Source organism: Desulfovibrio sp. X2, assembly GCF_000422205.1.
Taxonomy (GTDB): Bacteria; Desulfobacterota; Desulfovibrionia; order Desulfovibrionales; family Desulfovibrionaceae; genus Alkalidesulfovibrio.
This window is the reverse complement of sequence record NZ_ATHV01000002.1, coordinates 62,816-87,372: the sequence shown is the minus strand read 5'-3', so window position 1 is coordinate 87,372 and position 24,557 is coordinate 62,816. Positions and strand designations below refer to the sequence as shown.

The 24,557-nt window shown below is 69.4% G+C and carries 17 protein-coding genes; 9 read left to right on the top strand and 8 right to left on the bottom strand.

Annotated features, from left to right (window positions below; translation table 11 throughout):
* Positions 1 to 2: 2 nt before the first annotated feature.
* Positions 3 to 533 carry a GNAT family N-acetyltransferase gene (locus tag DSX2_RS01120; protein ID WP_020879184.1) on the top strand — a complete coding sequence of 177 codons (531 nt, stop codon included), beginning with the start codon at positions 3 to 5 and terminating at the stop codon, positions 531 to 533.
* A gap of 244 nt (positions 534 to 777) precedes the next feature.
* On the opposite strand, the gene DSX2_RS01115 is transcribed toward DSX2_RS01120, so the two are convergent.
* Entirely contained in the window at positions 778 to 2,430 is a 1,653-nt protein-coding gene (locus tag DSX2_RS01115; RefSeq protein WP_201764399.1) for an RNA-binding protein, read from the bottom strand.
* A 101-nt stretch (positions 2,431 to 2,531) separates the two neighbouring features.
* On the opposite strand from DSX2_RS01115, the gene rtcR reads away from it, so the two are divergent.
* Positions 2,532 to 4,133 (top strand): RNA repair transcriptional activator RtcR, encoded by a 1,602-nt coding sequence (gene rtcR, locus DSX2_RS01110; RefSeq protein ID WP_020879182.1) that lies wholly within the window; start codon positions 2,532 to 2,534, stop codon positions 4,131 to 4,133.
* A gap of 147 nt (positions 4,134 to 4,280) precedes the next feature.
* On the opposite strand, the gene DSX2_RS01105 is transcribed toward rtcR, so the two are convergent.
* From DSX2_RS01105 to DSX2_RS01085, 5 genes are all read right to left on the bottom strand, one after another.
* Positions 4,281 to 7,478, bottom strand: a complete 3,198-nt coding sequence (locus tag DSX2_RS01105; RefSeq protein ID WP_020879181.1) for a molybdopterin dinucleotide binding domain-containing protein — start codon at positions 7,476 to 7,478, stop codon at positions 4,281 to 4,283.
* Between the two features lie 12 nt (positions 7,479 to 7,490).
* Complete coding sequence (locus DSX2_RS01100; RefSeq protein WP_020879180.1) at positions 7,491 to 8,513, bottom strand: polysulfide reductase NrfD; 1,023 nt, start codon at positions 8,511 to 8,513, stop codon at positions 7,491 to 7,493.
* Positions 8,506 to 9,234 (bottom strand): 4Fe-4S dicluster domain-containing protein, encoded by a 729-nt coding sequence (locus DSX2_RS01095; RefSeq protein WP_035040038.1) that lies wholly within the window; start codon positions 9,232 to 9,234, stop codon positions 8,506 to 8,508. Before DSX2_RS01095 ends, DSX2_RS01100 begins: the two co-directional genes overlap by 8 nt.
* A gap of 182 nt (positions 9,235 to 9,416) precedes the next feature.
* Complete coding sequence (locus DSX2_RS01090) at positions 9,417 to 10,079, bottom strand: response regulator transcription factor (RefSeq protein WP_020879178.1); 663 nt, start codon at positions 10,077 to 10,079, stop codon at positions 9,417 to 9,419.
* 64 nt (positions 10,080 to 10,143) lie between these two features.
* Positions 10,144 to 12,030 carry an ATP-binding protein gene (locus tag DSX2_RS01085; protein WP_020879177.1) on the bottom strand — a complete coding sequence of 629 codons (1,887 nt, stop codon included), beginning with the start codon at positions 12,028 to 12,030 and terminating at the stop codon, positions 10,144 to 10,146.
* Between the two features lie 280 nt (positions 12,031 to 12,310).
* Here DSX2_RS01085 and DSX2_RS18880 point away from each other — a divergent pair, with 280 nt between their 5' ends.
* Genes DSX2_RS18880 through DSX2_RS01070 form a run of 3 tightly spaced genes read left to right on the top strand, consistent with a single transcriptional unit; the run spans position 12,311 to position 17,232 of the window.
* Positions 12,311 to 14,077 (top strand): histidine kinase dimerization/phosphoacceptor domain -containing protein, encoded by a 1,767-nt coding sequence (locus DSX2_RS18880; RefSeq protein WP_020879176.1) that lies wholly within the window; start codon positions 12,311 to 12,313, stop codon positions 14,075 to 14,077.
* Positions 14,078 to 14,105: 28 nt separating this feature from the next.
* On the top strand, positions 14,106 to 15,293 hold the full coding sequence (locus DSX2_RS01075; RefSeq protein ID WP_020879175.1) for an ABC transporter substrate-binding protein: 1,188 nt from the start codon (positions 14,106 to 14,108) through the stop codon (positions 15,291 to 15,293).
* Positions 15,277 to 17,232, top strand: coding sequence for a SpoIIE family protein phosphatase (locus DSX2_RS01070; protein ID WP_020879174.1), 1,956 nt, complete (start codon positions 15,277 to 15,279; stop codon positions 17,230 to 17,232). The genes DSX2_RS01075 and DSX2_RS01070 overlap by 17 nt, the downstream gene beginning before the upstream one ends.
* 6 nt (positions 17,233 to 17,238) lie before the next feature.
* On the opposite strand, the gene DSX2_RS01065 is transcribed toward DSX2_RS01070, so the two are convergent.
* On the bottom strand, positions 17,239 to 19,593 hold the full coding sequence (locus DSX2_RS01065; protein ID WP_020879173.1) for an HAD-IC family P-type ATPase: 2,355 nt from the start codon (positions 19,591 to 19,593) through the stop codon (positions 17,239 to 17,241).
* A gap of 303 nt (positions 19,594 to 19,896) precedes the next feature.
* Here DSX2_RS01065 and DSX2_RS01060 point away from each other — a divergent pair, with 303 nt between their 5' ends.
* From DSX2_RS01060 to DSX2_RS18495, 3 genes are all read left to right on the top strand, one after another.
* Positions 19,897 to 20,298, top strand: a complete 402-nt coding sequence (locus tag DSX2_RS01060) for a hypothetical protein (protein ID WP_020879172.1) — start codon at positions 19,897 to 19,899, stop codon at positions 20,296 to 20,298.
* A 227-nt stretch (positions 20,299 to 20,525) separates the two neighbouring features.
* Positions 20,526 to 21,554 (top strand): ATP-binding protein, encoded by a 1,029-nt coding sequence (locus DSX2_RS01055; RefSeq protein ID WP_020879171.1) that lies wholly within the window; start codon positions 20,526 to 20,528, stop codon positions 21,552 to 21,554.
* Positions 21,551 to 21,700, top strand: a complete 150-nt coding sequence (locus DSX2_RS18495) for a hypothetical protein (RefSeq protein ID WP_020879170.1) — start codon at positions 21,551 to 21,553, stop codon at positions 21,698 to 21,700. The genes DSX2_RS01055 and DSX2_RS18495 overlap by 4 nt, the downstream gene beginning before the upstream one ends.
* Positions 21,701 to 21,815: 115 nt before the next feature.
* Here DSX2_RS18495 and DSX2_RS01050 read toward each other — a convergent pair whose 3' ends face one another.
* The gene (locus tag DSX2_RS01050) at positions 21,816 to 22,304 is read right to left on the bottom strand and encodes a Fur family transcriptional regulator (protein ID WP_020879169.1); all 489 of its coding nucleotides are present in this window, start codon (positions 22,302 to 22,304) and stop codon (positions 21,816 to 21,818) included.
* Positions 22,305 to 22,579: 275 nt separating this feature from the next.
* Here DSX2_RS01050 and DSX2_RS01045 point away from each other — a divergent pair, with 275 nt between their 5' ends.
* On the top strand, positions 22,580 to 24,526 hold the full coding sequence (locus DSX2_RS01045) for an N-acetylmuramoyl-L-alanine amidase (RefSeq protein WP_020879168.1): 1,947 nt from the start codon (positions 22,580 to 22,582) through the stop codon (positions 24,524 to 24,526).
* Positions 24,527 to 24,557 lie beyond the last annotated feature (31 nt).

Here is a 24,557-nt window from a genome sequence, read left to right as displayed (position 1 = left end):
TGATGGGCGAGCTGCGCATAGCCGAGTGGGACGCGGCGCACTGCCGGGGCGTCATCGGCCTCATCTCGCGCATCCAGCGCGAGGAGTACGGCCTGCCCATCACCCCGGAGCAGCAGCCGGACCTCACGGACGTGCCGGGCTTCTACAGGCAGGGGCGCGGCAACTTCTGGGTGGCGCTGGAGACGGGCGCGGCCGCGCGCGGGCCCGGCTCGGCCGACGAGGTCGTCGGGACCATCGCGCTCAAGGACATCGGCGGCGACGCGGCCGCGCTGCGCAAGATGTTCGTGCGCGCCGACCGGCGGGGCCGCGGCCCGGACGGGAGCCCCGGCGTGGCCCGCTCCCTGCTCGCCCACGCCCTCGACCACGCGCGCGCCGTGGGGCTGCGCAGCCTCTTCCTCGGCACCACGCCCTTCTTCCTGGCCGCGCACAAGTTCTACGCGCGAAACGGCTTCCGCGAGATCGACCCCGCCGAGCTCCCGCCCACCTTCCCCCTCATGCACGTGGACACGAAGTTCTTCCGCATGGACCTCTAGGCGCACGAACCCGAAGGGCCGGGGGCGAGCCCCCGGCCCTTCGAGGCGTTGTTGCGGCGGCAAGGGGGGAGAAACTTTCCGCGATACGGGACGCGCCCGTTATCCGTCGGCACAATGTAATTTCTCCTGCATCCGCCGCGTGTTCAGCGCCTTCGCATCCTCCGGCGATTTCACGAAAGGGACGACAAGGATCGGCACGAGAGAGACAGGATGTACTCGTACCAGCATTCGTCCCTCCCGTTGTTTACAGCGCAATGTCTTCGATTGTCCCGATCCAGCGGTTCTTATGCAGAAGTCCGCCGGCGAAGAGGCTCATGAGGCTGAACACGGTGTCGGAGAAGCCGCCGATGTTCAGGATGTCTTCCCGCTCCAGGGCCTGGGTGCTGCGATTGGGCGCGATGTCCATGCAGATCAGGCGGGCGCGCGGGTTACGCTTCCTGAACAGGGCCCACTGGCGCATCAGTTCGGTTCCTCTGGTGCTGCCCGCGTCCACCCAGGATTCGTTGTCCGAGATCAGGATGACGAGGTCTCCCCTCGCCTTGCGGCTGTTCAGGTGACTCAGAGGAGCGCTGATGTTGGTCCCCCCGCCGCATACGGTCCTGAACCTGCCCGCATTCGTCAGCACGCTGTCGCGCGCATTGATCCGCATGGGCACGACATTGTAATCGAAGGGCAGGACCTCGGCCTTCGGGTTCCTGCGCAGCACCGCTGCCGCGACAAGCCCCGCCACATCCACGCAGGCGATCGACGAAGTCGCGCTGCCACGAGAGCCCGTGACCGAGCAGCGCATGGACCCCGAGACGTCCGGACATACATAGACCTTGCCTTCCAGGGCGGGCACGGCTTCCAGGGAGATCTCCAGGGCGGTCTGCAAGGCCTCCCGGATCTCGCCCGGGATATCCGCGTTTCCGGCCATACAGGCCGCGAGGATCTGGTACGGGAAGACCCGGGCCTTGCGCACCTCGCCCGGATCCGCCAGACGTCTCGCCACCAGATCGACCATTGCCTGATCCTCGAACACCCCGTGCCGGGCAAAGGTATTGAGGTTCATGCGGGTCATGGTCCAGCTCGCAGTGCGGGCGATCTCGCCCCATTCCTTCCTTCCGAGGCCGAGGGAGGCGAGCATCTGGAACGGCACCGCGGGCGGCAGGCCCTGCTTCGTATCCTTGTATGCTTCGTATTCGCGCACCAGGCCGGGCAGCTTCGCGCAATCCGTCTTCCGACCGACGAGCCAGCCGTAGAAGGCCTCCCTGGTCCCGTCGGCGGGCTTCGGGTGAACCATCCGGACGACATCTGCCAGGGAAGGAGACGTGCCCACCGACGCGCGCAGCAAAGCCTCCTCGGACCGGGCCGCCAGCCAGTTCCTCACCAGCCGCTTGGGACGGGAGCCCAGGGACTTTCTGCCCAGCACGCCGGAGCGCATGATCTGCACGAAGTTGCGCAGCATTCTGCCGCTGTCGATGACGCGGTCGAAGACCACGGGCAGCAGTTCGGGGGCGGCCACGGACAGCCAGGCGCACAGCAGCGCGGGCATGTCCTTCATGAAACCGCATTCCCGGCTGTATATCGCGGCCTTGGCCACGAATTCGGGCTCTACCTCCCTGACCAGCTCAAGCACGACATCGAGTTCGTCCGAGGCCGAGGCGTAGAAGGTACCGCCGAGGGTGCCCGTGGCCACGTACTGGGCCAGGGCATGCCTGGGGTCGAGCGAATATGCCGCGGCCCCAGCGTTGTTGACGCTGGTGGTCTGGGGAACGAATATCCCGGCGATCGTCTTGAACAGCTGTGCGTTGGCCATGTCGTCCTCTCCTTGCACCTTTTTGCCGTGCAGTTGATCGGACAAAAGCACGCGGCGTGCCAGAAACGATGGAAGGCCGCGAATTTCGACGTAATACATTGCTTATATTTATTAAAAAAATAAAAAAGTCATTTGCGCCGGACAAGGAATGCGGCTACAAAGGCTGAAAATACTATATAAAAATATAAGGATTTATACTGATGGAGAGCAGGAAGAAGACGGTGGCCCTGAGCATCCTGGGCACCACCTTGGACGCGGGCATGGGGCGTGGGCGCTGGAAGCGCTGGAGGCCCACGGTCGCCATCTGCCAGCACGAGGATCTGCCCATCGACCGGCTCGTGCTGCTGCACGGGCATGACCACGCCGAGCTCGCGCAGCGCATAGCCGAGGACATCCGCCTCGTCTCTCCGGAAACCGATGTCGTTGTGCACGTCGTCGATTTCGCCAACCCATGGGATTTCGAGGAGGTCTACGCCACTCTGCTCGATTTCAGCGAACGGTATCCCTTCGCTCCCGACAGGGAGGACTACCTGATCAACATCACCACGGGAACGCATGTGGTCCAGATATGCCTCTTCCTCCTTGCCGAAGCCCGCCAGCTTCCGGGACGCCTGCTCCAGACCCGCCCTCCCATGAGCAAGGCCCCCGGCAGCACGGGCAGCTATTCCGTCGTGGATCTGGACCTGTCCAAATACGACAAGATAGCCATGCGTTTCCGGCAGCGGGCGGAGGATGACATCTCGTTTCTCAAGGCGGGAATCGAAACGCGCAACCGGGCGTTCAATGACCTCATCGAACGTCTCGAGCGGGTCGCCAGCCGCTCCAGCGAACCGATCCTGCTGACCGGGCCGACGGGGGCGGGCAAGTCCACGCTGGCGAAACGGATATTCGAGCTGAAAAAGGCCAGGCGGCTCATTTCCGGCTCTTTCGTCGAGATCAATTGCGCCACCATTCGTGGGGACGCGGCCATGTCCGCCCTGTTCGGCCACAAGAAAGGCGCCTTCACCGGGGCCCTCGCCAGCCGCGCCGGTCTGCTGCGCAGGGCCGATGCCGGTCTGCTCTTCCTGGACGAAATCGGCGAGCTCGGGCTGGACGAGCAGGCCATGCTCCTGCGCGCCCTCGAGGAGAAGAGGTTCCTGCCCGTCGGAGCGGACACCGAGGAGGAGAGCGCGTTCCAGCTCATCGGGGGCACGAACAAGGATCTTCAGGACGAAGTCGCCAAGGGGAACTTCAGGGAAGACCTCCTGGCGCGGATCAACCTGTGGACGTTCAGGATGCCTGGCCTCCGGGAGCGCCCCGAGGATATCGAGCCCAACCTTGGCTTCGAATTGGACCGCTACGCCCGGAAGACGGGCAAGCGGGTCTCCTTCAACAAGGAGGCACGGGAAAGGTTCCTCGCGTTCGCAACCTCCTCGGAGGCCCTATGGAAGGCCAATTTCAGGGATCTCGGCGGTGCGCTGATCCGTATGGCCACGCTTGCGCAGGGGGGCAGGATCACCCTCGACGTCATGGAGGAGGAGCTGGGGAGGCTCAGGCAGGCATGGAAGGGCGAAAGTCGCGGAGATCAGCATGCCGTACTGGAGGAAGTGCTCGGCAGCGAGCGGGCGGCGGAGCTGGATCTCTTCGACAAGGCGCAACTCGCGCAGGTCGTGACGGTCATCCGCGGCAGCAGGAGCCTTTCCGAAGCGGGGCGCTCTCTGTTCGCCGTCTCCCGTGCACGACGCAAGAGCGTCAACGACGCGGATCGGCTGGCCAAGTATCTTGCCAGGTTCGGGCTGTCATGGGACGACTGTCGTGCGTAGCGCAGTGCCGGGGAATGGCTGGACCCGTGCACACCTGACCGGAGTGTGGCCCACCCCGAGGCGAGCGGATGGCGGAAAAAAAGCCCCGGACGTTCCCGTCCGGGGCTTTCGGCAACATCGCCTTGCGCTCGCGCGTGATATTCTTGGCTAGATCTTCTCCACCCTGACCGGGATGCCCTGGCGCGCGGAGCAGCCGCTTTCGTGCTCCACCAGGGTCGAGGCGCCCTTGCGCGTGGGGTCGGACGGGACCAGGTCGTTGAGGCTGAAGCCCGAGGCCGCGGCCCGCTCGGCGCGGATGGTCCTGCCGTCCACGGTCACGTCCTGCGCCCCGAGCGCCGTGTGGCCGAAGCCGTGCTCCACGGCGATGACGCCGGGCATGACCACGTCGCCCACGACCACGCGGGCCTCTGCGCTCGCGGCCGGGCTCACGATGCGCACGAGGTCGCCGTGGGAGACGCCGAGCCTCTTTGCGTCCGACTCGTGCAGCATGACCATGTTCACGGGCTTGATCGTGAGCAGCCGCCTGGAGATCACGGAGTAGGAGTTGATCAGGTTCGACTTGAACGAGGTCATGAGCAGGGGATAGTCCTTCTCGCTCCAGACCGCGCGCAGCGGGCGGCCGTCCGTGAGCAGGGGCTCCTTGAAGCAGGCCGTGCCCGAGTAGCGCTTGCCGGTCTGCGAGTTGACCGCGGTCCCGGCGTCCTCGTTGTAGATCTGCAGCGGCCGCCGCCAGCGTGCCTTGAGCCGCTCGCCCTCGTAGGACGCGCCGTAGGGCGCGAAACGTCCGCCCCGGCTGTAGATGCAGGCCACGGGCCCCCGCTCCTCGGCGGGCAGGACGCGCGCGATGTCCGGCAGGATGCGGGAGATGCCCGAGAGCTTCACGTCCTCGTCAGAGGGCGCGGGCAGCACCTCGCCCTTGAACCAGGCCACGTTGGCCGCGAGGCGCAGGTAGTAGTCCTGCGGCGTGTTCAGCGGATGGAGCGCGCCGTCCGCGCCGGGGATGGCGTTGTCGCCGAAGCCGGGCAGCCCCATGCGCCTGGCCGCCTCGATGAGGAAGAGCTCCATGCTCACGGGCTCGCCGGAGGCGGCCTTCTCCTGGCGCGGCGCGATGGCGGGCCAGCGGGCCGTGGACATCTTGGTCAGCACGCCGGACCACGCCCCGGAGAAGCCGCCCCAGACCTCGTACATGCACGGGTCGGGCACCAGATAGTCGGCAAAGGCGTTGGTCTCGTTGTGGAAGGTGTCTATGCCCACGATGAGCGGCAGGCTCTTCGGGTCCGCCAGATGCTTCTTGACGGCGCGCTTCAGGCCGCCGTGGCCGTAGAGCACGTTGCCGGTCCAGTTGATCCAGCACTTGTAGGTGAAGGGCGAGCCGTTGGCGTGGGCCAGCAGGTGCTCGGCGGGCATGTTGGGCGGGGTCAGCGGGTACCAGGGATACTCCGACGGGTAGGGGTTCCGCCCGGCCGCGACCTTCTTCTTGAACTCCGTGGACTTCTGGTAGGGCGCGCGGCAGCGGATGGCCGGGAAGCCCTTGGCCTGTACCTCTCCCGGGAAGCTCGAGAGGTCGTAGCGCGGTCCCTTGGCCGCCGGGCCGTGGAAGTTGCCCGCCGTGGCCGAGATGCCGCCCTTGGCGTTGATGTTCCCGATGAGCGTGTTCAGCGTCAGCACCGTGAAGGTGGCGTTCATGCCCGAGGTGCTCATCATGCCGCCGTGCACGTCCACGGCCGCGCGCTTGCCGTGCGCGGTCAGCTCCCGGGCCAGCGCCTCGATGGTCTCCACGGGCACGCCGCAGAGCGCGGCGTACTCCTCCGTCTCCCGGCCGTCCGCCTCCTCGCGCAGCAGCTGCAGCGCCGTGGCCACCTCGACGCTCTCGCCGCCGGGGAGCTTCACCTCGCCGCGATAGAAGAGCGCGGCGCGGCCGCAGCGCGCGGCCGGGACGAGGCGGCCGTCGTCGGGCCCGCCCTGGGCCACGACCATGACCACGGGGCTGTCGTCGGCGTCGTCGTCCGGCTTGGCGCCCGGTGCGGCCTGGGGCTTGGCCGCTGAGGCCAGCCCCAGGTCCGCGGCGCGCAGGAGCCTGCCCGCGCCCTTGCCCGTGAGCTGCACGAGATGCGTGGCGTTGCAAAAGCCCGCCTCGCCCGCGGCCTCGGCCGCCTGCAGGGTGGGACGCGAGAGGAAGTTTTCGTCGTAGCGCTCGTTGGCGAAGATCCAGCGCATCATGGCCATGGCCAGGGCCGAGTCCATGCCGGGCCTTATGGGCACCCAGCGGGCGCGCTCGCGCGCCGCGCTCGACGCGGGCATGCGCAGCACCGGGTCCACGACGGCGTAGCGGAGCTTGCCGTCCGTGCGGCGGGAGGCCAGGAAGCGCGCCGAGCGCTTGTAGGGGTTGCCCGCCTGCGAGGGCGCGGTGCCCCAGAAGAGGGCGAACTCGCAGTTCTCGAAGTCCGGCTTGATGTGCTTGTAGCCCTTGAGGTCGTCCATGAAGAGGCCGGAGCCGATGCGAAACGACAGGCCGCAGTAGGCGCCGTGCTTGCCGAAGCTCTTGGTGCCGAAGGACTGCATGCCGAAGCGTTTGAAGAAGAACTCCGAGCGGCCGTCGTCCACGGCGTAGGTCAGGAGCAGGCGGTTTTGCTGGGGGCCGAACTCCGGCATCTCCGGGTTGGCCGGGCCCTTGGCCTCGCGGATGGCCCGCAGCCCGTCCACGTGGCCCTCGCCGAAGAGGTCGCCGCCCTCCACGACCTCCGCCACCAGCTGCTCGAAGGGGATGCGCGTCCACTTGCCCTCGCCGCGTTTGCCCACGCGCTTCAGGCAATGGGTGATGCGGAAGGGGTTGTCGATGGCGTCGATCATGGCCGCGCCGCGGCCGCAGACCGTGGAGCGCCCGGCCTGGCCCGCGTCCTTCACGGCCGAGAGGCGCGCAAGCGTCTCCGCGACCGGCATGGACATGGGGAAGTGGCGTTCCTGCGAGAGCGGGTTGTAGGGGTTGCCCGCCACGCGCACCACCGTGTCCGTGGCCTCGTCGATGTGCAGGCGCACGCCGCAGAACGTGGTGCAGCCCCAGCACTGGTTGAAGGCCACGCGCCGGCCCTCGCCCAGGGCCACGCCGCCGTCCGGCGAGGCCGTGTACTCCGGCCGGAGTGCGTTCTTGGCCACGGGATCGGCCACCGTCTCGCCCGAGGTGCCGCGCGAGAGGCCGTTTACGAGCCGCATGCCCGCTCCGGCCGCGGCGGCGGCGAACACGCCGAGCCCGGCCGCGGCCGCGCCCTTCTTCAGGAGGTTCCGTTTCGTCCGGTCCATGGCGTCCTTTCCGTTCGCGTCGTGCGCTGTGTTCTTCTTCGTGCTCATGGCGTCGGCTCCTTAGGTGGCGGACGAGTCGTCGTTCATGCCGTCCGGGATGCGGGCCGGGATGCGGACGGGCAGCAGGGCGGGCACCAGGACGCCGAGGGCCAGGAGCAGTCCGGCCGTGCCCGCCATGGCCAGCAGCGCCCGGCCCGAGAGGATGTCCAGGAAGGCCGCGCCGTCCGAGAAGGTGGAGGCGTTGCGCGCGAAGGACTGGCCCATGGCGATGAGCTTCCAGAAGAGCAGCAGGGAGGCGAGGAGCCCCGCGATCCCGGCCAGGGCGCCGAAGAGCGGCGAGCTCTCGAGCCCGGCGAGGAGCACGACCGTGGCGGCGGCCGCGGCGATCAGGCAGAGGACCTCGGGCGCGTGCCACCAGCCGTCCGTGTAGGCGGCGAAGCCTCCGGGCGCAAAGAGCAGGAAGGCCAGCAGGGCGCAGAGCAGGGCGCCGAGCGCGGCCAGCAGGCCGAGCGGCCTTGCGGCGCGGGCATTCCCGGCCAGCGCGGCGTGCGCGCACGAAAGCCCCGCCCCGCCCGCGAGCCCGGCGGCGAGGAAGACGAGGGGCGTCAGGGGGCCGGTCCACAGGGCACGGCCCACGCAGGCCATGATCTCGTTCGTGGCGTAGACGAAGACCCCGGCAGCGGGCAGGACCGCCGCGGCTGCGAAGGCTCGCGGCAGGCCCGGCCCGCGCCGCGTGAGGACCACGGCGAGCAGGGCGGCCAGGAGGAAGAGCGGCACCATGTAGGCGCCGAGCGCGGTCCAGGAGGTGGACGAGGGGGTCAGGAAGAACTCGTAGGCGCGCAGGGGCTGCTCCAGGGAGACGAAGAGCGCCGCCTGTCCTGCGAGCCCGGCGCAGAGCGCCGCGAGGGCGAGGGGCCGCTGGGCTTCCGGGGATGCGCTCCCCTTCCCGGGGAGCGCGGCCAGGCAGGCCAGGAGCAGGGCCGCCGCGCCCGAGGTGAGCATGGACAGGGCCAGGGGCTCCCAGGCGCTCCAGACGGGCGCGGGCACCACGTTCGCCAGTTCGATGACTGCGGCGCTAGGCATGGCTGCCTCCTGCGGTAAGCTCCCTCGCGGCCATGGGCGCGGCGACGTCGGCCGCGCTGGCGAAGAAGGCGTCGAGGTTCAGGTAGTAGACCGAGGGCTTGGTCTTCTTCTCGGGATAGAGCACGGCCACCTCGGCCTTGTGCTCGGCCAGGGTGCGGTGGATCAGGCTTTGGGGGTCGTTCAGGTCGCCGAAGATCCTGGCCCCGCCCACGCAGCTCTCCACGCACGCGGGCAGGAGCCCGGCGGCCAGGCGGTGCTCGCAGAAGGTGCACTTGTCCGCGGTGCGCGTCTCGCGGTTCAGGAAGCGCGCGCCGTAGGGGCAGGCCTGCACGCAGAAGCCGCAGCCCAGGCATTTCGTGGCGTCTATGACCACGATGCCGTCCTTGCGCTGGTAGGTGGCGTGCACCGGGCAGACCGGAGTGCAGGCTGGCTCGGCGCAGTGGTTGCACAGGCGCGGCAGGGTGGCGATCCAGGTCCGGCCGCCCGCGGTGTCCGCGATGGCGTACTCGCCCACCGTGGTGCGGAACGAGCCGAGCGGCGCCCTGTTCTCAACGGCGCAGGACACGGTGCACGACTGGCAGCCCACGCAGCGGCGCAGGTCCACGAGCATGGCGTAGCGCGGGCCCGCGCCCGTCTCCGCCGCCAGGACGTCGCGCGCGGCGAGCGTGCCCACCGCCGCGCTGCCCAGGCAGAACAACTTCACGAACGATCTCCTGTCCATGGCCTCTCCCTTTGGCCGAAGCCTCTCGTTGCGGGATTTTTCCTTTTCCGGACAGACAATGCGCCGGATGCGCGGCGCGCGCCATCAGGAGGTCCCTGATTTTGACGGACGCGTGACCGGGGGAGGGCGGACGGGCTCGGGAAAATCCTGAGCAGGGACGGGAGGAGGGCGGGGAGGCGGCCTCAGGCCTTGATGACGCGGTGCCGGATGGCCAGCTTGGTCAGGTCGGCCTGGGTGCGGGCCTTCAGCTTCTCCATGATGTTGTACTTGTGCGTCTCCACGGTCTTCGGGCTGATGCACAGCCTCCCCGCGATCTCCTTCACGGCCGCGCCGTCGGCCAGGAGCCGGAAGACTTCCATCTCGCGCGGGCTCAGCCGGGAGAGGGCGTCGGCGCCGTCCTCGGGCTCCGGGTCGAGCCGACGCAGGAGCATCTGCGGGGTGACGGTGGTGAAGTAGGTGCCGCCGTCGCGCACCGTCTCCACGGCGCGCACGAGGTCGGCCGGGTCGTTCTCCTTGAGCACGTGGCCGGAGATGCCCGCCTTGAAGAGCTCCAGGATGAAGCGCTGGTCCGAGTGCATGGTGTAGATGACGATGTCCGTGGTCGGCGAGACCTGGCGGATGGCCACCGTGGCCTCCACGCCGTTCATGCGCGGCATGGAGATGTCCATGATGGCGATGTCGGGATGGAGCTTTTCCGCCAGCTCCACGGCCTGCTCGCCCGAGGTGGCCTCGCCCGCGACCTCGATGCCCGGCACGGAGGCGAGCAGGCTCCTGATGCCGCCGATGACCACCTGGTGGTCGTCCACGATGAGCACGCGGCAGGGGCGCGAGGCTTGGGCGTTCATTGGTTCCTTGTACGGCGGGCGGGGGGCGTCCGCAAGATAGGGGCGTCCGGGGCGGCCGCGGGCCTCACAGCTCCACCTCGGCCACGACGTGCGTGCCCTGCCCGGGCGCGGATTCCACGCTCAGCGAGCCGCCGATCTGGACCATGCGCTCGCGCATCAGCGTCAGGCCGAGGCTCACCGGGGCCTTGCCCGGACCGGCCGCGCGCGCCGCCATGTCGAAGCCCGCGCCGTCGTCCTCCACGGACAGGGAGAGGGTCTTTCCGCGCAGCACCAGGTTCACGTGCACCGAGGCCGCGCGGGCGTGGCGGACGACGTTGGACAGGGCCTCCTGGGCGATGCGGTAGAGGGCCAGCTCCTTGTCGCGGTCGAAGCGGGCGGGCACGTCGTTGTGGAAGAAGTGCACGGCGAGCCCGGAGGAGGCGCGCTGCTCGTCGAGCAGGGCCTCGAGCGAGGGCACGAGGCCGAGGTAGTCCAGGGTGTCGGGCCGAAGCCCCCGGGCGATGGTCTTGATCTCGCGCTGCACCTGGTCGACCTTCTCGGCCGCGGACTCGAGCTGCGCCCGGCAGGCCGCGCCGTCGCCCGGCGCGCTCCCGCCTTCCTCCGCGTCCTTTTTCGCGGGCGCGGGCATGGCCTGCAGGGCGGACTTCAGGTGCAGGCGCAGCGTGGTCAGGAGCTGGCCCGTGTGGTCGTGCAGGTCGCGCGAGACGTCCAGGCGCACGCCCTCGAGCAGGTTGATGAGCTCCTTGGACAAGGCCTTGCGCTCCTCGTACTCGCCGCTGAGGCGCGCGTGCAGGGCGCGCAACTCGGCGTTGGCCCGCTCGAGCCTCGCCGTGCGCTCGGCCACGCGCTTCTCGAGCTCGTCGCGGGCCTGCTTCAGGGCCTTTTCCGCGGCCGTGCGGGCCGCAAGTTCGTTCTTCAGGCGGTGCGTGCGCTCCTCGACCACGGCCGCGAGTTCGTCCGCCTGCAGCAGCATGCGCCCGGCCAGCGGCCGCAGCAGGATGCCGAAGCCGAGCAGGCAGAGCAGGTAGATGGCTGCGGTGGTGCCGAGGATGGTCGCGATCTCGGCGCGCACCGGGGCATAGAGCCTGCGGCCGTCGGCCGTGACCGCGAGCGCCCAGTTTGTGCCCGCCACCGGGGTGTAGGCGGCCACGTCGCCGGGCGAGGAGAGCACGCCCGAGCGGCCGGAAAGGGCCAGGCCCAGCGCCCGCTGCGTGACCTCGGAGGGAGGCGGCGCGGCCCCGTCCGGCTCGGGCAGGAAGACGCGCACCCGCTCCCCGGCGAGGCAGGCCAGGGCCAGGCGGCTCGCGTCGTCCTTGCCCAGCGGGCGGATGACCTTCTCGCGCAGCACGGCCATGTCCACGGCCACGAGGTCCGTGCCCAGGCGTTCGCCGTTGCCGTCGCCCTCCCGCTCGAGGATCGGCGCCGCGACCACGATGCACAGGCGGTTTCCTATGCGCAGGGGGGGCGAGGCCAGGGCCTCGTCCGAGCCCAGGGGCGGGATGCGCCAGGCCGAGCGCGGGATGTCCACCCCGCAGGAGACCAGGGGCTCGCCCTCGCGGTCCAGCCGGGTGATGCCCACGACCTCGCCGGACTGGTCCATGGCGTCCATGAGCTTGGGCCGGGTGAAGGCCGCGAAGCGCTCGCGCGTCGTGCGCCCGGCCGCGAGGTCGGCCAGGGCGTCGCGGATCTGGCTGCGGCTGGTGATCTGCCGCGCCAGGTCCTCGGCCCGGCGGTACCATTCGCCCACGGCCAGGGCGCGGGTCTCTGCCGCGTGCGACAGCCCGGCCTCCTCGGCGTGCTCGAGGTGCCCGAGCAGGGGGATGATGGTGGCCGCGGCCACGCCCGCGGCCAGGGCCAGGAGGGCCGCCGCGAAATAGAGGAAGAGGCGCCGCCTGAGGCGGCCCGGCAGCGCGGCCGGGGAGGGGGCGGAGAGGGGCGTGCGCACGGGCATGGCGCAGGCTAGCAGCAGAGCGTTTCCGGAGCAAGGCGGGGCCTGTCCCGCGGGCGCCGGGGAGCGCTTATTTTGTTTGCCCCTGCGCCATCGAGGCGATATGCTTTGATGAATACCTAGGCCATGTCCGCGCGCTTCGCCGCCGGTCCCGGCGGCCGCGTCCGGCCGGAACGTTCCAAGGGGTAGGGGACAGGGACATGCTGATCGCAGCCGTCGGCGCGCCCGGGCGCGTCCTTGTGAAAAATTTCCTTCGTGCTTCGGGCGCCGGGGCCCCCTGACCATGTCCGCGGCGCAGGACGGCAACGGGAGCGGCGGCGTCTTCAGCGGCGTGGCGCGGCGCATGGCGCTGGCCATCCTCACCGCCGGATGCGTGCTCATCCTGGTCCAGAGCTGCGTGCAGGTCTACCTCGCCTACACGCAGGAAGAGCACGACGTGGAGGCGCGGCTGGACGAGATCCGCACCGGCCACCTCCCGGGCATCGCGGGCAGCCTGTGGATGGCCAACGACGACCTCCTGCGCGCCCAGATAATGGGCGTGGTGGCCCTGCCGGACGTATGCTACGCCGAGGTCATGGAGCGCGGCCGGGTGGTGGTGGCCGTGGGCGAGAGCCCCGAGTCCGGGACCACCATCGAGCGCGTCTACACCCTGACCCATGTCTCGCGCGGCCAGACAGAGACCATCGGCTCCCTGCGCGTGGTCGCGGACCTGAACGAGATGCACCGCAGGCTGCGCGCCGCGGTGGTCAACTCCATGGTCCAGCAGTCCGCCCAGACCCTCTTTCTCGCCATCCTCGTCTTCTTTCTCTTCTACCGCATGGTGGCCCGCCCGCTTCGGGCCATGGCCGACTACACGCGGAGCATGGACTACCGGGGCGGGGACGACCCCATGCCGGAGATCCCGGTCTCGCCGAGCGGGGGGCGCGACGAGCTGGCCGAGCTGGCCACGGCCATCAGCGACCTGCGGGGCGAGATCGGCAGCGCCTTCGAGGAGCTCATGCAGACCAACGCGGCGCTGCGCCAGGAGGTGGAGGAGCGCACGCGGGCCGAGGGCGCGCTGCGCGAGAGCAAGGAGAGCCTGCGTCTTCTGGCCGAGAGCCTGCCCGTGCTCATCGCCCATCTCGGTCCGGACGGCCGCTACCAGTTCGTCAACCGGCAGTTCACGCGCTGGTCCGGGCTCTCCCTGGACCAGGTCGTGGGACACACGGCGGACGAGATGTTCCCGGGAGATTTCGGCAGGCAGGCGGTGGAACGCATAGCGCGGGCGCTCGCGGGCGAGGAGCTCGATTTCGAGACCCGCTACACCATGCCGGACGGGCAGCGCGTCGACGCGCGCACCCGCTACGTTCCCCGCAGGGGGGCGGACGGCAGGGTCGAGTCGCTGTACATCCTCTCCGAGGACATAAGCGCCCGCGTGCGCTACGAGGAGCAGCTGAAGGCCGCCCTGCTCGAGAAGGAGATCATGCTCAGGGAGATCCACCACCGGGTGAAGAACAACCTGCAGATCGTCTCCTCCCTGCTCATGCTCCAGGCGGACAGCCACCGCGACCCCGTGCTCCAGGACCTCCTGCGCCAGAGCCGCGACCGCATCGCGGCCATGGCCTCGGTGCACGACCAGCTCTACCGCTCCGAGAACCTGGCGGGCATCCGCATGGACGAGCAGATCGAGCAGATCGGCCGCCGCCTGGTCGCGGGGCTGGCCGGGGGCAGGTCCATCGCCTTCGAGTGCGACTGTCCGCCGCTGGAGCTTTCCATCGAGCAGGCCGTGCCGCTCGGGCTCCTCCTCAGCGAACTCCTGACCAACGCGCTCAAGCACGCCTTCCCCGGGGGCAGGCAGGGCCGGGTGCGGGTCACGGCGCGCGAGGAAGAGGATGCGGTGGTCATCGTGGTGCACGACGACGGGGTCGGCCTGCCGCAGGACTTCGACGCGGCCACGGGCGGCTCGCTCGGCATGCAGCTCGTGGCCGGACTGGCCGCGCAACTGCGCGGCACGATCAGTTTTTCCTCGGCGTCGGGCGGCACCGAGGCCGAATTGCGCTTCACCCGCTGAACGGGCGCGAACAGGAGGACGGAGGGAGATGGAGCGACAAACGGGCAGGGGAAGTGCGGAGGCCTCGCGCGGACAAGGCCGCAAGGGTCGGCGCACGGTCTCGGCCGTCATTTTTTCCGGCGGCCTGGGCGGACCCTGCTGCCGCCTGTTCTTCTGCCTGTTCTGCTGCCTGGCGGGCTGCCTGCTGTGGGCCGCCCTGCCGTGCGTGGCGGCGCAGGCGCAGTCCGGCCGCCTGGTCCCGGTGACCTTCATCCCGCAATGGGAACCCCAGGCCCAGTTCGCGGGCTACTACTGCGCCCTGCGCCAGGGCTTCTACCGCGACCGGGGGCTGGACGTGACCATCCTGCGCGGCGGCCCCTCGCGCCCGCCCTCCGAGCTCCTGAACCGGGGAGAGGCCGACTTCGGGACCATGTTCCTGGCCCGGGCGCTGATCATCTCGGACAAGGAGCGGGACACGGGCCGCTCCCTGGTCAACCTGGCCCAGATCGTGCGCCGCGGCTCGCTGCTCCTGGTGGCCAAGAAGTCGCAGGGCATCGAAAGGCCCGAGGACCTCGAGGGCAAGCGCGTGAGCATGTGGAACGAGGAGTTCCGCATCCAGCCGCACCTCTTCTTCGCCGCGCACCACGTGAAGGTGAAGGACGTGCCCCAGGGCTTCACCGTGGACCTCTTCCTGCGCGGCGGCGTGGCCGCCTGCTCCGCCATGCGCTACAACGAGTACCACGCCATCCTCGACGCGGGCTACGACCCGGACCAGCTCACGGTCTTCGACATGGCCTCGGCCGGACTCGACTTCCCGGAGGACGGCATCTACTGCCTGAAGTCCACCTGGGAGAAGCGGCCCGAGGTCTGCCGCGCCTTCGTGCGCGCCTCCATCGAGGGCTGGCTGTGGGCCTTCGCCCACCCGCGCGAGGCCCTGGACATCGTCATGAGCTACGTCAACGCGGCCAACCTGCCCACCAACCGCGTGCACCAGGAATGGATGTTCGACCACCTGCGGCAGGTGATCCTGCCCGAGGGTGCGGGCCAGACGGGTGCGGGCCAGACGGGTGCGGGCCAGACGGTGGAGAACCGGAAGGGCCCCGGCGGGCAGGGCGGACAGGAGGGCGTCGGCATCCTCGACGAGCAGGCCTACGACGCGGTGGTCCAGGCCCTCGAACAGGGCGGGCTCATCCACACCGCGCCGCAATACGGAGAGTTCCATGCCGACTGCCGCTGAGCACAGGCACGGCCCGGGGCTGGCCATCCGCCTGGCGGGGCTGGTCCTCGCCGCCACCGGCGTCATCTTCGCCGTGGCCTTCGGCTACAACTACCAGAAGTCGCGCGCGCTGCTCCTGAAGAACGTGCGCATCTCCGCGCAGAGCCTGACCCGGGCCACGGTGAGCAAGCTCGAGGAGACCCTGCACGGCCTGCAGTCCGTGCCCCTGGCCGCGGCCGCCGGGCTCTCCAACGGAAGCCTCGACGTTCCCGCCGCCCAGGCCATGATGAAGGACTTTCTCGAATCCGCCCCCGAGGCGTACGGAGGCGGCCTCTTCCTCGATCCCGGCGCGTCGGGCGACGGCAGGTCCAGGGCGTCCGCCTACTTCTGCCGCAAGAACGGCAGCGTGGCCCGCACGCCGCTCGGCGCGGACTACGACTATTCGCTCATGGACTGGTACATGCTGCCCAAGTATCTGGGCAGCCCGCAGTGGAGCGAGCCCTTCTACGACGAATCCGGCGGCGACACGCTCATGGCCACCTTCGCCGTGCCCGTGCGGCGAGGCCCCGCCGGGGCGCGCTCCTTCGCCGGGGTGGTCACGGTGGACCTGGCCCTGGACGAGCTGCAGCGCGCGGTCGCGGCCCTGCACCCGGACATCTCCGGCTACGCCTTCCTCATCAGCCGCAACGGCCGCATCGTCTCCCATCCGGAACGCCGCCTGATCATGCGCGAGAGCATCTTCAGCCTGGCCGAGGCCATGCACGACCAGGCCCTGCGCGACGTGGGCAAGGACATGGTGCGCGGGGGCCAGGGCTTCGCGCGGCTCGGCGGCGCGGCCCTGGGCAAGCCCGTGTGGATCTACTACGCGCCCCTGCCGGGCGTGGGCTGGAGCCTGGGGCTCGTGATCCCGGAAAAGGACCTCTTCGCGGATCTCTACAAGCTGCACCGCGACGTGGTGGTCATAGGCGTCTGCGGCTTCACGGCCCTGCTCGGCTTCGTGATCCTCATCGCCGCCACCATCACTCGGCCCATCCGCAACCTCGCGCGCACGAGCGCGGAGATCGCGCGCGGCAACCTGGACGTGGACCTGCCCGTGGTCAGGCGCGGCGACGAGGTGGGCGAGCTCACCCGCTCCTTCGACGAGATGCGGCTGGCGCTCAAGGAGTACATCGCCAACCTCACGGAGACGACCAAGGCCAAGGAGCGCATGGAGTCGGAGCTGAAGATCGCGCGCAACATCCAGATGAGCTTCCTGCCCAAGCGCTTCCCGCCCTTCCCGGAGATCGAGGCCTTCGAGCTGCACGCCCTGCTGACCCCGGCCTACGAGGTGGGCGGCGACCTCTACGACTTCTTCCTGCTGGACGAGAACCGCCTCTTCATCCTGGTGGGCGACGTCTCGGGCAAGGGCGTGCCCGCGGCGCTGTTCATGGCCGTGAGCAAGACCCTGGTCAAGGGCATCGCGGAGCAGGACAGCGACCCGGGCCTGATCCTGGCCAAGGTCAACGACGAGCTGGCCGAGGACAACGACGCCATGCTCTTCGTGACCATGTTCTGCGCGGTGCTGGATTTCAGGACCGGCGAGCTGGTCTACGCCAACGCGGGCCACAACTACCCGGTCCTGGTGCGCGCGGACGGCAGGACCTCCTTCGTGGAGCTGCCGCCGGGCACGGCCATGGGCGTCATTCCGGGCCTCGCCTATCCGAGCGAGCGGCTGTTCCTGGATCGGGGCGACGTGCTGGTGGCCTACACCGACGGCGTGAACGAGGCCCAGGACGCCAGGGGCGCGCTCTTCGGCAACGAGCGGCTGCTCGAGACCGTGCACCGCACCGGCCCGGCCGAGCCGCGGCGGCTGTGCACGGTCCTGCTCGACGAGGTCAGGGCCTTTGCGCACGGCGCGGACCAGGCGGACGACATCACGGTCCTGGCCCTGGCCTACAAGGGGCCGCGGCGCGAGGGCTAGGCCCGGCTAGTCCCCGTCGTCCGCGCGCTCGGGCCTGTCCGCGCGGTCTGCTCGATCCGGGCGGCCCGGCCGGTGCATGCGCATGAGCCGCGCGTTCACGGCCACGATGATCGTGGACAGGGACATGAGCACGGCCCCGGCCGCCGGGCTCAGGACGATGCCCTGCCCGGCCAGCACCCCGGCCGCGAGCGGGATGGCCACGACGTTGTAGCCCGTGGCCCAGAACAGGTTCTGCACCATCTTCTTGCGCGTGGCCCGGGCCAGGGCCACCATGGCCGGGACGTCCGCGGGGTCGGAGCGCACCAGGACCACGTCCGCGGTCTCCATGGCCACGTCCGTGCCCGCGCCGATGGCGATGCCCACGTCCGCAGCGGCCAGGGCGGGCGCGTCGTTGATGCCGTCCCCGACCATGGCCGTGACCAGCCCGCGCTTGCGCACCTCCTCGACCTTTGCGGCCTTGTCGCCGGGCAGGACCTCGGCGAAGTGCTCGTCAAGCCCCACGGCCTCGGCCACCCGCGCCGCGGTCTCCTCGTTGTCGCCCGTGATCATGATGCAGCGTATGCCCATGGAGCGCAGCACGCGCACCGCCTCGCGGGCGCTCTTGCGCACCGAGTCCTGCAGCGCCAGGACCCCGGCGGGGCGGCCGTCCACCACCACGTAAGCCAGGGTGCGGCCGCGGCCCTCGCCCTGCGCGAGCGCCTCGGGCAGCTCGATGCCCTCCTCCTCGAGGAAGGCGCGGCTGACCACGGCCACCTCGCGGCCCTGCACGCGGGCCTTGGCGCCCTTGCCCTTGATGGCCGAGAACTCCTCGCGCGGGTACGCCTCAAGCCCCCTGTCGGCCAGCGAGCGCATCACGCCCGCGGCGATGGGGTGCTCGGACTCGGCCTCCACCGCCCCGGCCAGGCGCAGGAGCTCGTCCTCGTCCAGGGGCTTCGGTCCGGCCTCTTCGGCGTCCTCGCCGGGCGTCTCGCCGTCCTGCGTTTCGGAACCCGTTCGGGCATCCGTTCGGGCATCCGCCTCGGCCGAAGGCCCGGTCGGGTGCTCGGCAAGGGTCACGCGGGCCACGCGGAACTCGCCCATGGTCAGGGTGCCCGTCTTGTCGAAGCAGATCGCGCCCAGGGCGCGCGCCCGCTCGAAGGCCGAGCGGTTGCGGATGAGGAAGCCGTTCTTGGCGGCCAGGGCCGTGGACACGGCCGCCACCAAGGGCATGGCCAGCCCCAGGGCGTGCGGGCAGGTGACGACCATGACGGTGACCGTGCGCTCGAGCGCATAGACGAACGCGCTCCCGATGATGCCCCACCAAACGACCATGGTCAGGCCGCCGGCGGACAGGGCCACGATGGTCAGCCACAGGGCCGCGCGGTCCGCCAGCTCCTGGGAGCGCGACTTGCTCTCCTGGGCCGTGCGCACCATGGTCACCACTTGGGAGAGGAAGGACTCGTCGCCCGTGCGGGTGATGGCCACGGTGAGCGAGCCCTCGCCGTTGACCGAGCCGCCGATGACCTCGTCGCCCTTCTTCTTGGGCACGGGCACGGCCTCGCCCGTGAGCAGCGCCTCGCTGACCGAGGACTGCCCGGAGACGACCTCGCCGTCGGCCGGGACCTTCTCGCCCGGCCGCACCAGGATGCGGTCGTCCTTCACGAGCTCCTCCACGGGAACGTCGTGCGCGTTGCCGGACTCGTCCAGGCGGTGGGCCTCGCCCGGGATGAGCTTGGCCAACTCCGTGAGGGCCGAGGAGGCGGAGAGCACGGAGCGCATCTCGATGAAGTGGCCGAGCAGCATGACGTCGATGAGGCTCGCCAGCTCCCAGAAGAAGGTCCGGCCCGGCAGTCCGAGGACGACCAGGGCGCTGTAGCCGAAGGCCACGATGATGGCCAGGCCGATGAGGGTCATCATGCCCGGCCGCCGCTCGGAGACCTCGCTCACGAGTCCCGCGAGGAAGGGCTTGCCGCCGTAGACGAAGATGGCCGTGGACACGGCCAGCAGCGGCCACATCTCGCCGGAAAAGCGCAGGAACGAGCCGAGCCCCACCAGCTCCTTGAACATGGGCGAGAGGAGCATGACCGGCACGGTCAGGACCAGGCAGACCAGGAAGCGGTGCTTGAAGTCCGCCGCCATGTGCGCGTGGTGGTCCTGGTGGTCGCCGTGACCGCCATGTCCTCCATGTCCGCCGTGACCGCCGTGACCGCCGTGATCCCCGTGGCCCGCATGGCCTTCCTTGCCCTGGCCCGTGTCCCTCTCCCTGGCCGCCTCGTGTCCCTTGCCGTGCCCTGCGTTGCGGTCTTCGCCGTGGGCCGCTTCGTGTCCCTTGCCGGGCATATCGCTTCCGGCCTGCTTGCCGTGCTTCGTATCGTTTTTCATCGTCGTTCCTCCTGTCGCATGGCGAGGTTACCGGACAGCCTAGCATACGCTTCGGCCCAGGGCCACCCGGCAGGAAAAGCGGAACGTCTCTGCACAGATGTGCAGCCGCGTGTGCAAGCGGTTGCACCGTTTCACGGATTTCTTCCCCTGGTCCGCGTACACTTCCGGGCGCGCGAGGGAGTGTAGCGCCCTGCAAAACATAGTCTTTCGGTCTGAATATGCGGCGTTGGCATCCCCGCTGCAAGGGGGACGGCATGGGCGGGCGCACGACGCGCCTGCCGCGACCCCACAAGGAGTTTGCGCATGAGCAGGAATATCGCAGCCGTTGTTCTCGTCACCCTGGCCCTGGTCTTCGGCGGCGTCCTGGCCGCGGGAGCGGCCTCGAGTAACACGGGCGGAGGCCGGATGCTGGCCATGGGCGGCGGCACGGGCGGAGGCGGCATGGGCTCGCAGATGAGCGGTATGTCCGGCATGTCGGGCATGATGGGCTCGGGCATGTCGGGCGGCTCCGGAGCGAGCGGCATGTCCGGAGGCCGGTCGGGCATGGACCGGCCGATGAACCACGAGGGCATGGGCCACGGGAACATGGGCGCCGGTTCGTCCATGGGAACCGTCATGGGCGGCGCGGCCTCTCCGGCACGCAGCCCCATGACCGGCTCGGGCTTCGGCATCGTCAACGGACGCGGCGGCCTGGGCAACAACTAGCGCGGTATCTCGCCCTCCTCCAGTCGCATGACTGTATGAGCGTATGGTCATGCGATCGGAGGGGCGGGCGTTCCCTCCGGCCGCCGTGCCCGCAGGGACGGAGCAACGCCTCCGAGGTGCGCGACGGGCTGAAGGAAAGAAGAAATCTCATTGCCGCGCGGAAAATTATCGTGCTACGTCTGAACGCACAGGCAGCAACCTCGAGGAACCATCCGAAGGAGGGCGGCATGGAGCAGAAGTCGGGCGGGTTCAGACGCTGGACGGTGATCGCGATCGCCGTGGTCCTGGTCACCGCGCTGCACTTCGGCAACGTGGGCGGGGAGATCGGGCTGCACATGGTGCATCGCGAGCTCTATTTCGTGCCCATCCTGCTCTCCGCGTTCTGGTTCGGTTTCAGGAGCGGCCTTGCCGTGGCGCTCCTGGTCTCGGCCCTCTATCTTCTCGGCCTCGTCGTGGTCGGTTTTCATCATGTCGCGCCCCTGGTGGCCGTATTGCAGACGGCGGTCTTCATCCTCGCGGCCGGGCTGCTCGGCTGGCTGGCCGAGCGCCAGCGCGTGGAGCAGGCCGAGGAGGCAGAGGCGGACAAGCTGCAGGCCCTGGGCCAGGCGGCCAGCGCCCTGAGCTTCGACCTGCAGAATTTCGTGCGCACCATGGAACGCCTCTACGCCAAGGCGGGCGGCTTCGGCGTGCAGGACCTGGACGCCGAGTTCGCGCAGCAGATGGCACGGGCGCGCATCCTCATGGCCACCGTGGAATCCTTCGTGCCCAAGCGGCACATCGCGCCGGTGGCCGAGGACCTGAATCTGGCCGTGAGCCGCTATCTGGACGAGGAGTGGACCTCCGTGGCCGGGCGGCGCGTGCGCCTGGTGCGCGACCTCGACCCGACCGGCTGCCCGGCCTTCGTGGACCAGGGACAGGTCGTCTGGGTCCTGGACAAGCTTCTGCAGAACGCCCTGGACGTGACCCGGCCCGGCGGCGAGGTCAGGGTCTTCACGCGCTGCGAGGAGAAGGCCTGCCTCCTCGGCGTCGAGGACCACGGTCCGGGCATCCCCGCCGATCAGCAGGAAAAGCTCTTCACCCCCTTCTTCACCACCAAGGGCGCGGGCACGGGCCTGGCCCTGGCCGGAAGCATGCGCACCATGCGCGAGATGGGGGGAGACATCGTCGTCAGGAGCGAGCCCGGAAAGGGCTCGCTCTTCACTCTGGTGGTCCCCGGGGGCGTGCCCCAGGGGTGCAAGGAAGGAGGCGAGGCATGAAGCAGCATACGGCGAGTCGGGCCAGGGAACGGACCATGGAGCGCCCGATCCACGGACCTACGCTTTGGCTGACGTCCGGCATCGTGGCGGCGGCCCTTCTCTGGGGCTGGTCCATCCTCTCCCTGGCCATGCGGGCGGCGCGCTAGCCCCGCCTCTCGAGGGCGCCTCGAGCGTCCGAGAAAATCAAGCACGGCCGGCGGGCGCGCGATCATGCGTCCGCCGGTCGTTCGTCGTATGGCCGGGAAAGGTTCGGGCCGGTAACTACGACCGGCCGGAAGAGGAGTCCTTCGCCTTCCCGCCGCCCCGATGCGTCGAGGCCGCCCGGCACCTGGGGCAGAGGCCGAAGAAGTCGACCCGGTGCGAGGTCACGGCGAAGCCCGTCTGTTCGGCCAGCCGCGCGGCCATGTCGTTCAGTCCCGGAATCTCCGGGTCCATGATGGCCCCGCAGCGGGTGCAGATGAGATGCGGGTGGGGGTAGGGCCTGCTGCCGTCGTAGCGGTTGTCGCGGTCGCTGAACTGCAGCTCCAGGACTTCCCCGGCCTGCTTGAGCAGGGCGATGGTCTTGTAGACCGTGGCCAGGCTCATGGAGGGGTGATCGGCTCGCAGCCGGGCGTAGACCTGCTCGGCCGAGGGGTGCCCACGGCTCTCGGCCAGCACGCGCAAAATGGCCAGGCGCTGCGGCGTGAGCCTGTGGCCCAGGGCCTTCAGGTGTTCAGTTATCTGCGTGAAACGTTCGAAATTCTTTGCCATGGATGTGTGACTCGTGGTCAATCATGAAGCTGACTAAGCCCTCGGGGCAGCTCTGTCAACGCACCGTGGCCGCGTCTGTCCATGAATCACTGCGCATGCACGGTAAAAGCTATATCTGAAGTAATGCTGCAGGGGGGGTGCGCCCGGCTCGGGGACGGGGCCGCCAGGCGGGGCGAGGTCCGCTTTTTTGCCCGTCCGCCCTTGACCGGCGGGCATCGGCGGCTTAAAGGTACCGTGGCTTGTTCATGCAGTAGTATACGGCACCACGGACTGTAATGCGCGGAAAACGTCACGCCATATCCATCGTTTTGATGACCCTGGGTCTCGTGCTCTTGTGGTGCGGAGGCCTGTGGGCCGCCAGTCTGCAACGCCAGTTCAATACCGCCTATACGGACTTCCATTCCCTGGACAGGAGCAAGAAGCGCTCGGCGCAGCGCTCCGAATGGCTCGCGGTGCAGAAGGAGTTCCTGGATATCTATACCAGCGATCCCGGCGGATCGTTCGCGCCCAAGGCCCTCTACTACGTGGGCCGGGTCAACGAGGAACTGGGGCAGCGCTCGCGCCTGGCCGGGGACTACGAGAACGCCTGCGACTACTTCCAGCGCATGGTCTCGCGCTTCCCGAGCCACCCCTGGGCGGACGACTGCCTCTACCGCAAGGCCGAGATCAACCTGCGCCACCTGAACAGGCCGGACAGGGCCTACGCCGACCTGCTCATCCTGGACCACAAGTACACCAAGGGCGACATGCACGCCAAGGCCCAGGCCCTGCTGCGCGAGATCGACGCCAAGCATGCCGGGGGGGCGGCCCCCGCCGCGGCCGGCGCGAAGTCCTCAGGCAGGAAGAAGGACGCGGACAAGGCCGCGGACACGCTCGCCGCGTCCATCGTGAGCGGCGCCTCGGCCTCCGACTCGGACGGCGGCGATGCCCCGGGCGCGGCCGCCGCGGCGGACTCGTCCGGCGCGTCCTCCCAGGGCGGCTCCGTGACCCTGGACCACGTGCGCTGGCACAGCTCGGACGAGTACACCCGCGTGGTCCTCGACCTCTCGGGCGAGGCGCGCTTCAAGTGGCAGCTCCTGGCCGCGAATCCCGACGCCGACACGCCGCACCGCCTCTACATCGACCTCCTGGACACCGGCCTTTCCAAGTCCTCGGCCCAGGACAAGACCGTACGCGACGGCATCCTCAAGCAGATCCGCACTGCCCAGAACACGCCGGACACGGTCCGCGTGGTGCTCGATTTCAACAAGTTCCAGGACTACAAGCTGTTCCAGCTCTACGACCCCTACCGCGTGGTCGTGGACGTCTACGCCCCGCGCAAGGGCCAGCCCGCCAAGGCCGTGACCGCGGCGGCCTCGGGCGACTCGGGGCCCACGTCCGCGAAGAGCGCCCGCGAATCCGCTTCCAGATCCAAGTCCAGGTCCCGCTCGCGCTCCGGCAAGGGCGCCATGAACGTGGCCTCCTCGCGCGAGCCCGAGCCCATCACTCCCGGCCCCTCGCAGCGCAAGCACTCCGAGTCGCTCATCGAGCAGCTCGGCCTGTCCGTGGACACGATCATGATCGACCCGGGCCACGGCGGAAAGGACTCCGGGGCCATCGGCGCGGGCGGACTGTACGAGAAGAACGTGGTCCTGCGCGCGGCCAAGATCCTGGGCGCCAAGCTCGAGGCCAGGGGCTTCCACGTCGTCTACACGCGCAGCACGGACAAGTTCATCCCGCTGGAGGAGCGCACGGCCATGGCCAACGTGCGCAAGGCGGACCTCTTCATCTCGCTGCACTGCAACGCGGCCGACGACTCGAGCGCCAAGGGGCTCGAGGTCTACAGCCTGAACCTGGCCAAGACCAAGGACGCCGTGCGCGTGGCCGCGCGCGAGAACGCGGTCACGGCCAAGCGCATCAGCGACCTGCAGGTCATCCTCACGGACCTCATGCTGAACTCCAAGGTCAAGGAGTCCAAGGACCTCGCGGGAGACGTGCAGGGCGGCATCCTGCGCAGCGTGCGCAAGACCTACCCGCTGCACGACCGCCGCCAGCGCGAGGCCCCGTTCTACGTGCTCATGGGCGCCAAGATGCCCGCCATCCTCGTGGAGATGGGCTACATCACCAACCCCACCGAGGCGCGCAAGCTGGACTCCGACTCCTACCTCGACGACCTGTGCGACGGCATCGTCGCGGGCGTGGGCAGCTACAAGCGCACCATCGAGCGCTACGCCAGCCGCTAGGCGGCCGTTTTCCCCTATCCCGCCGCCCCTT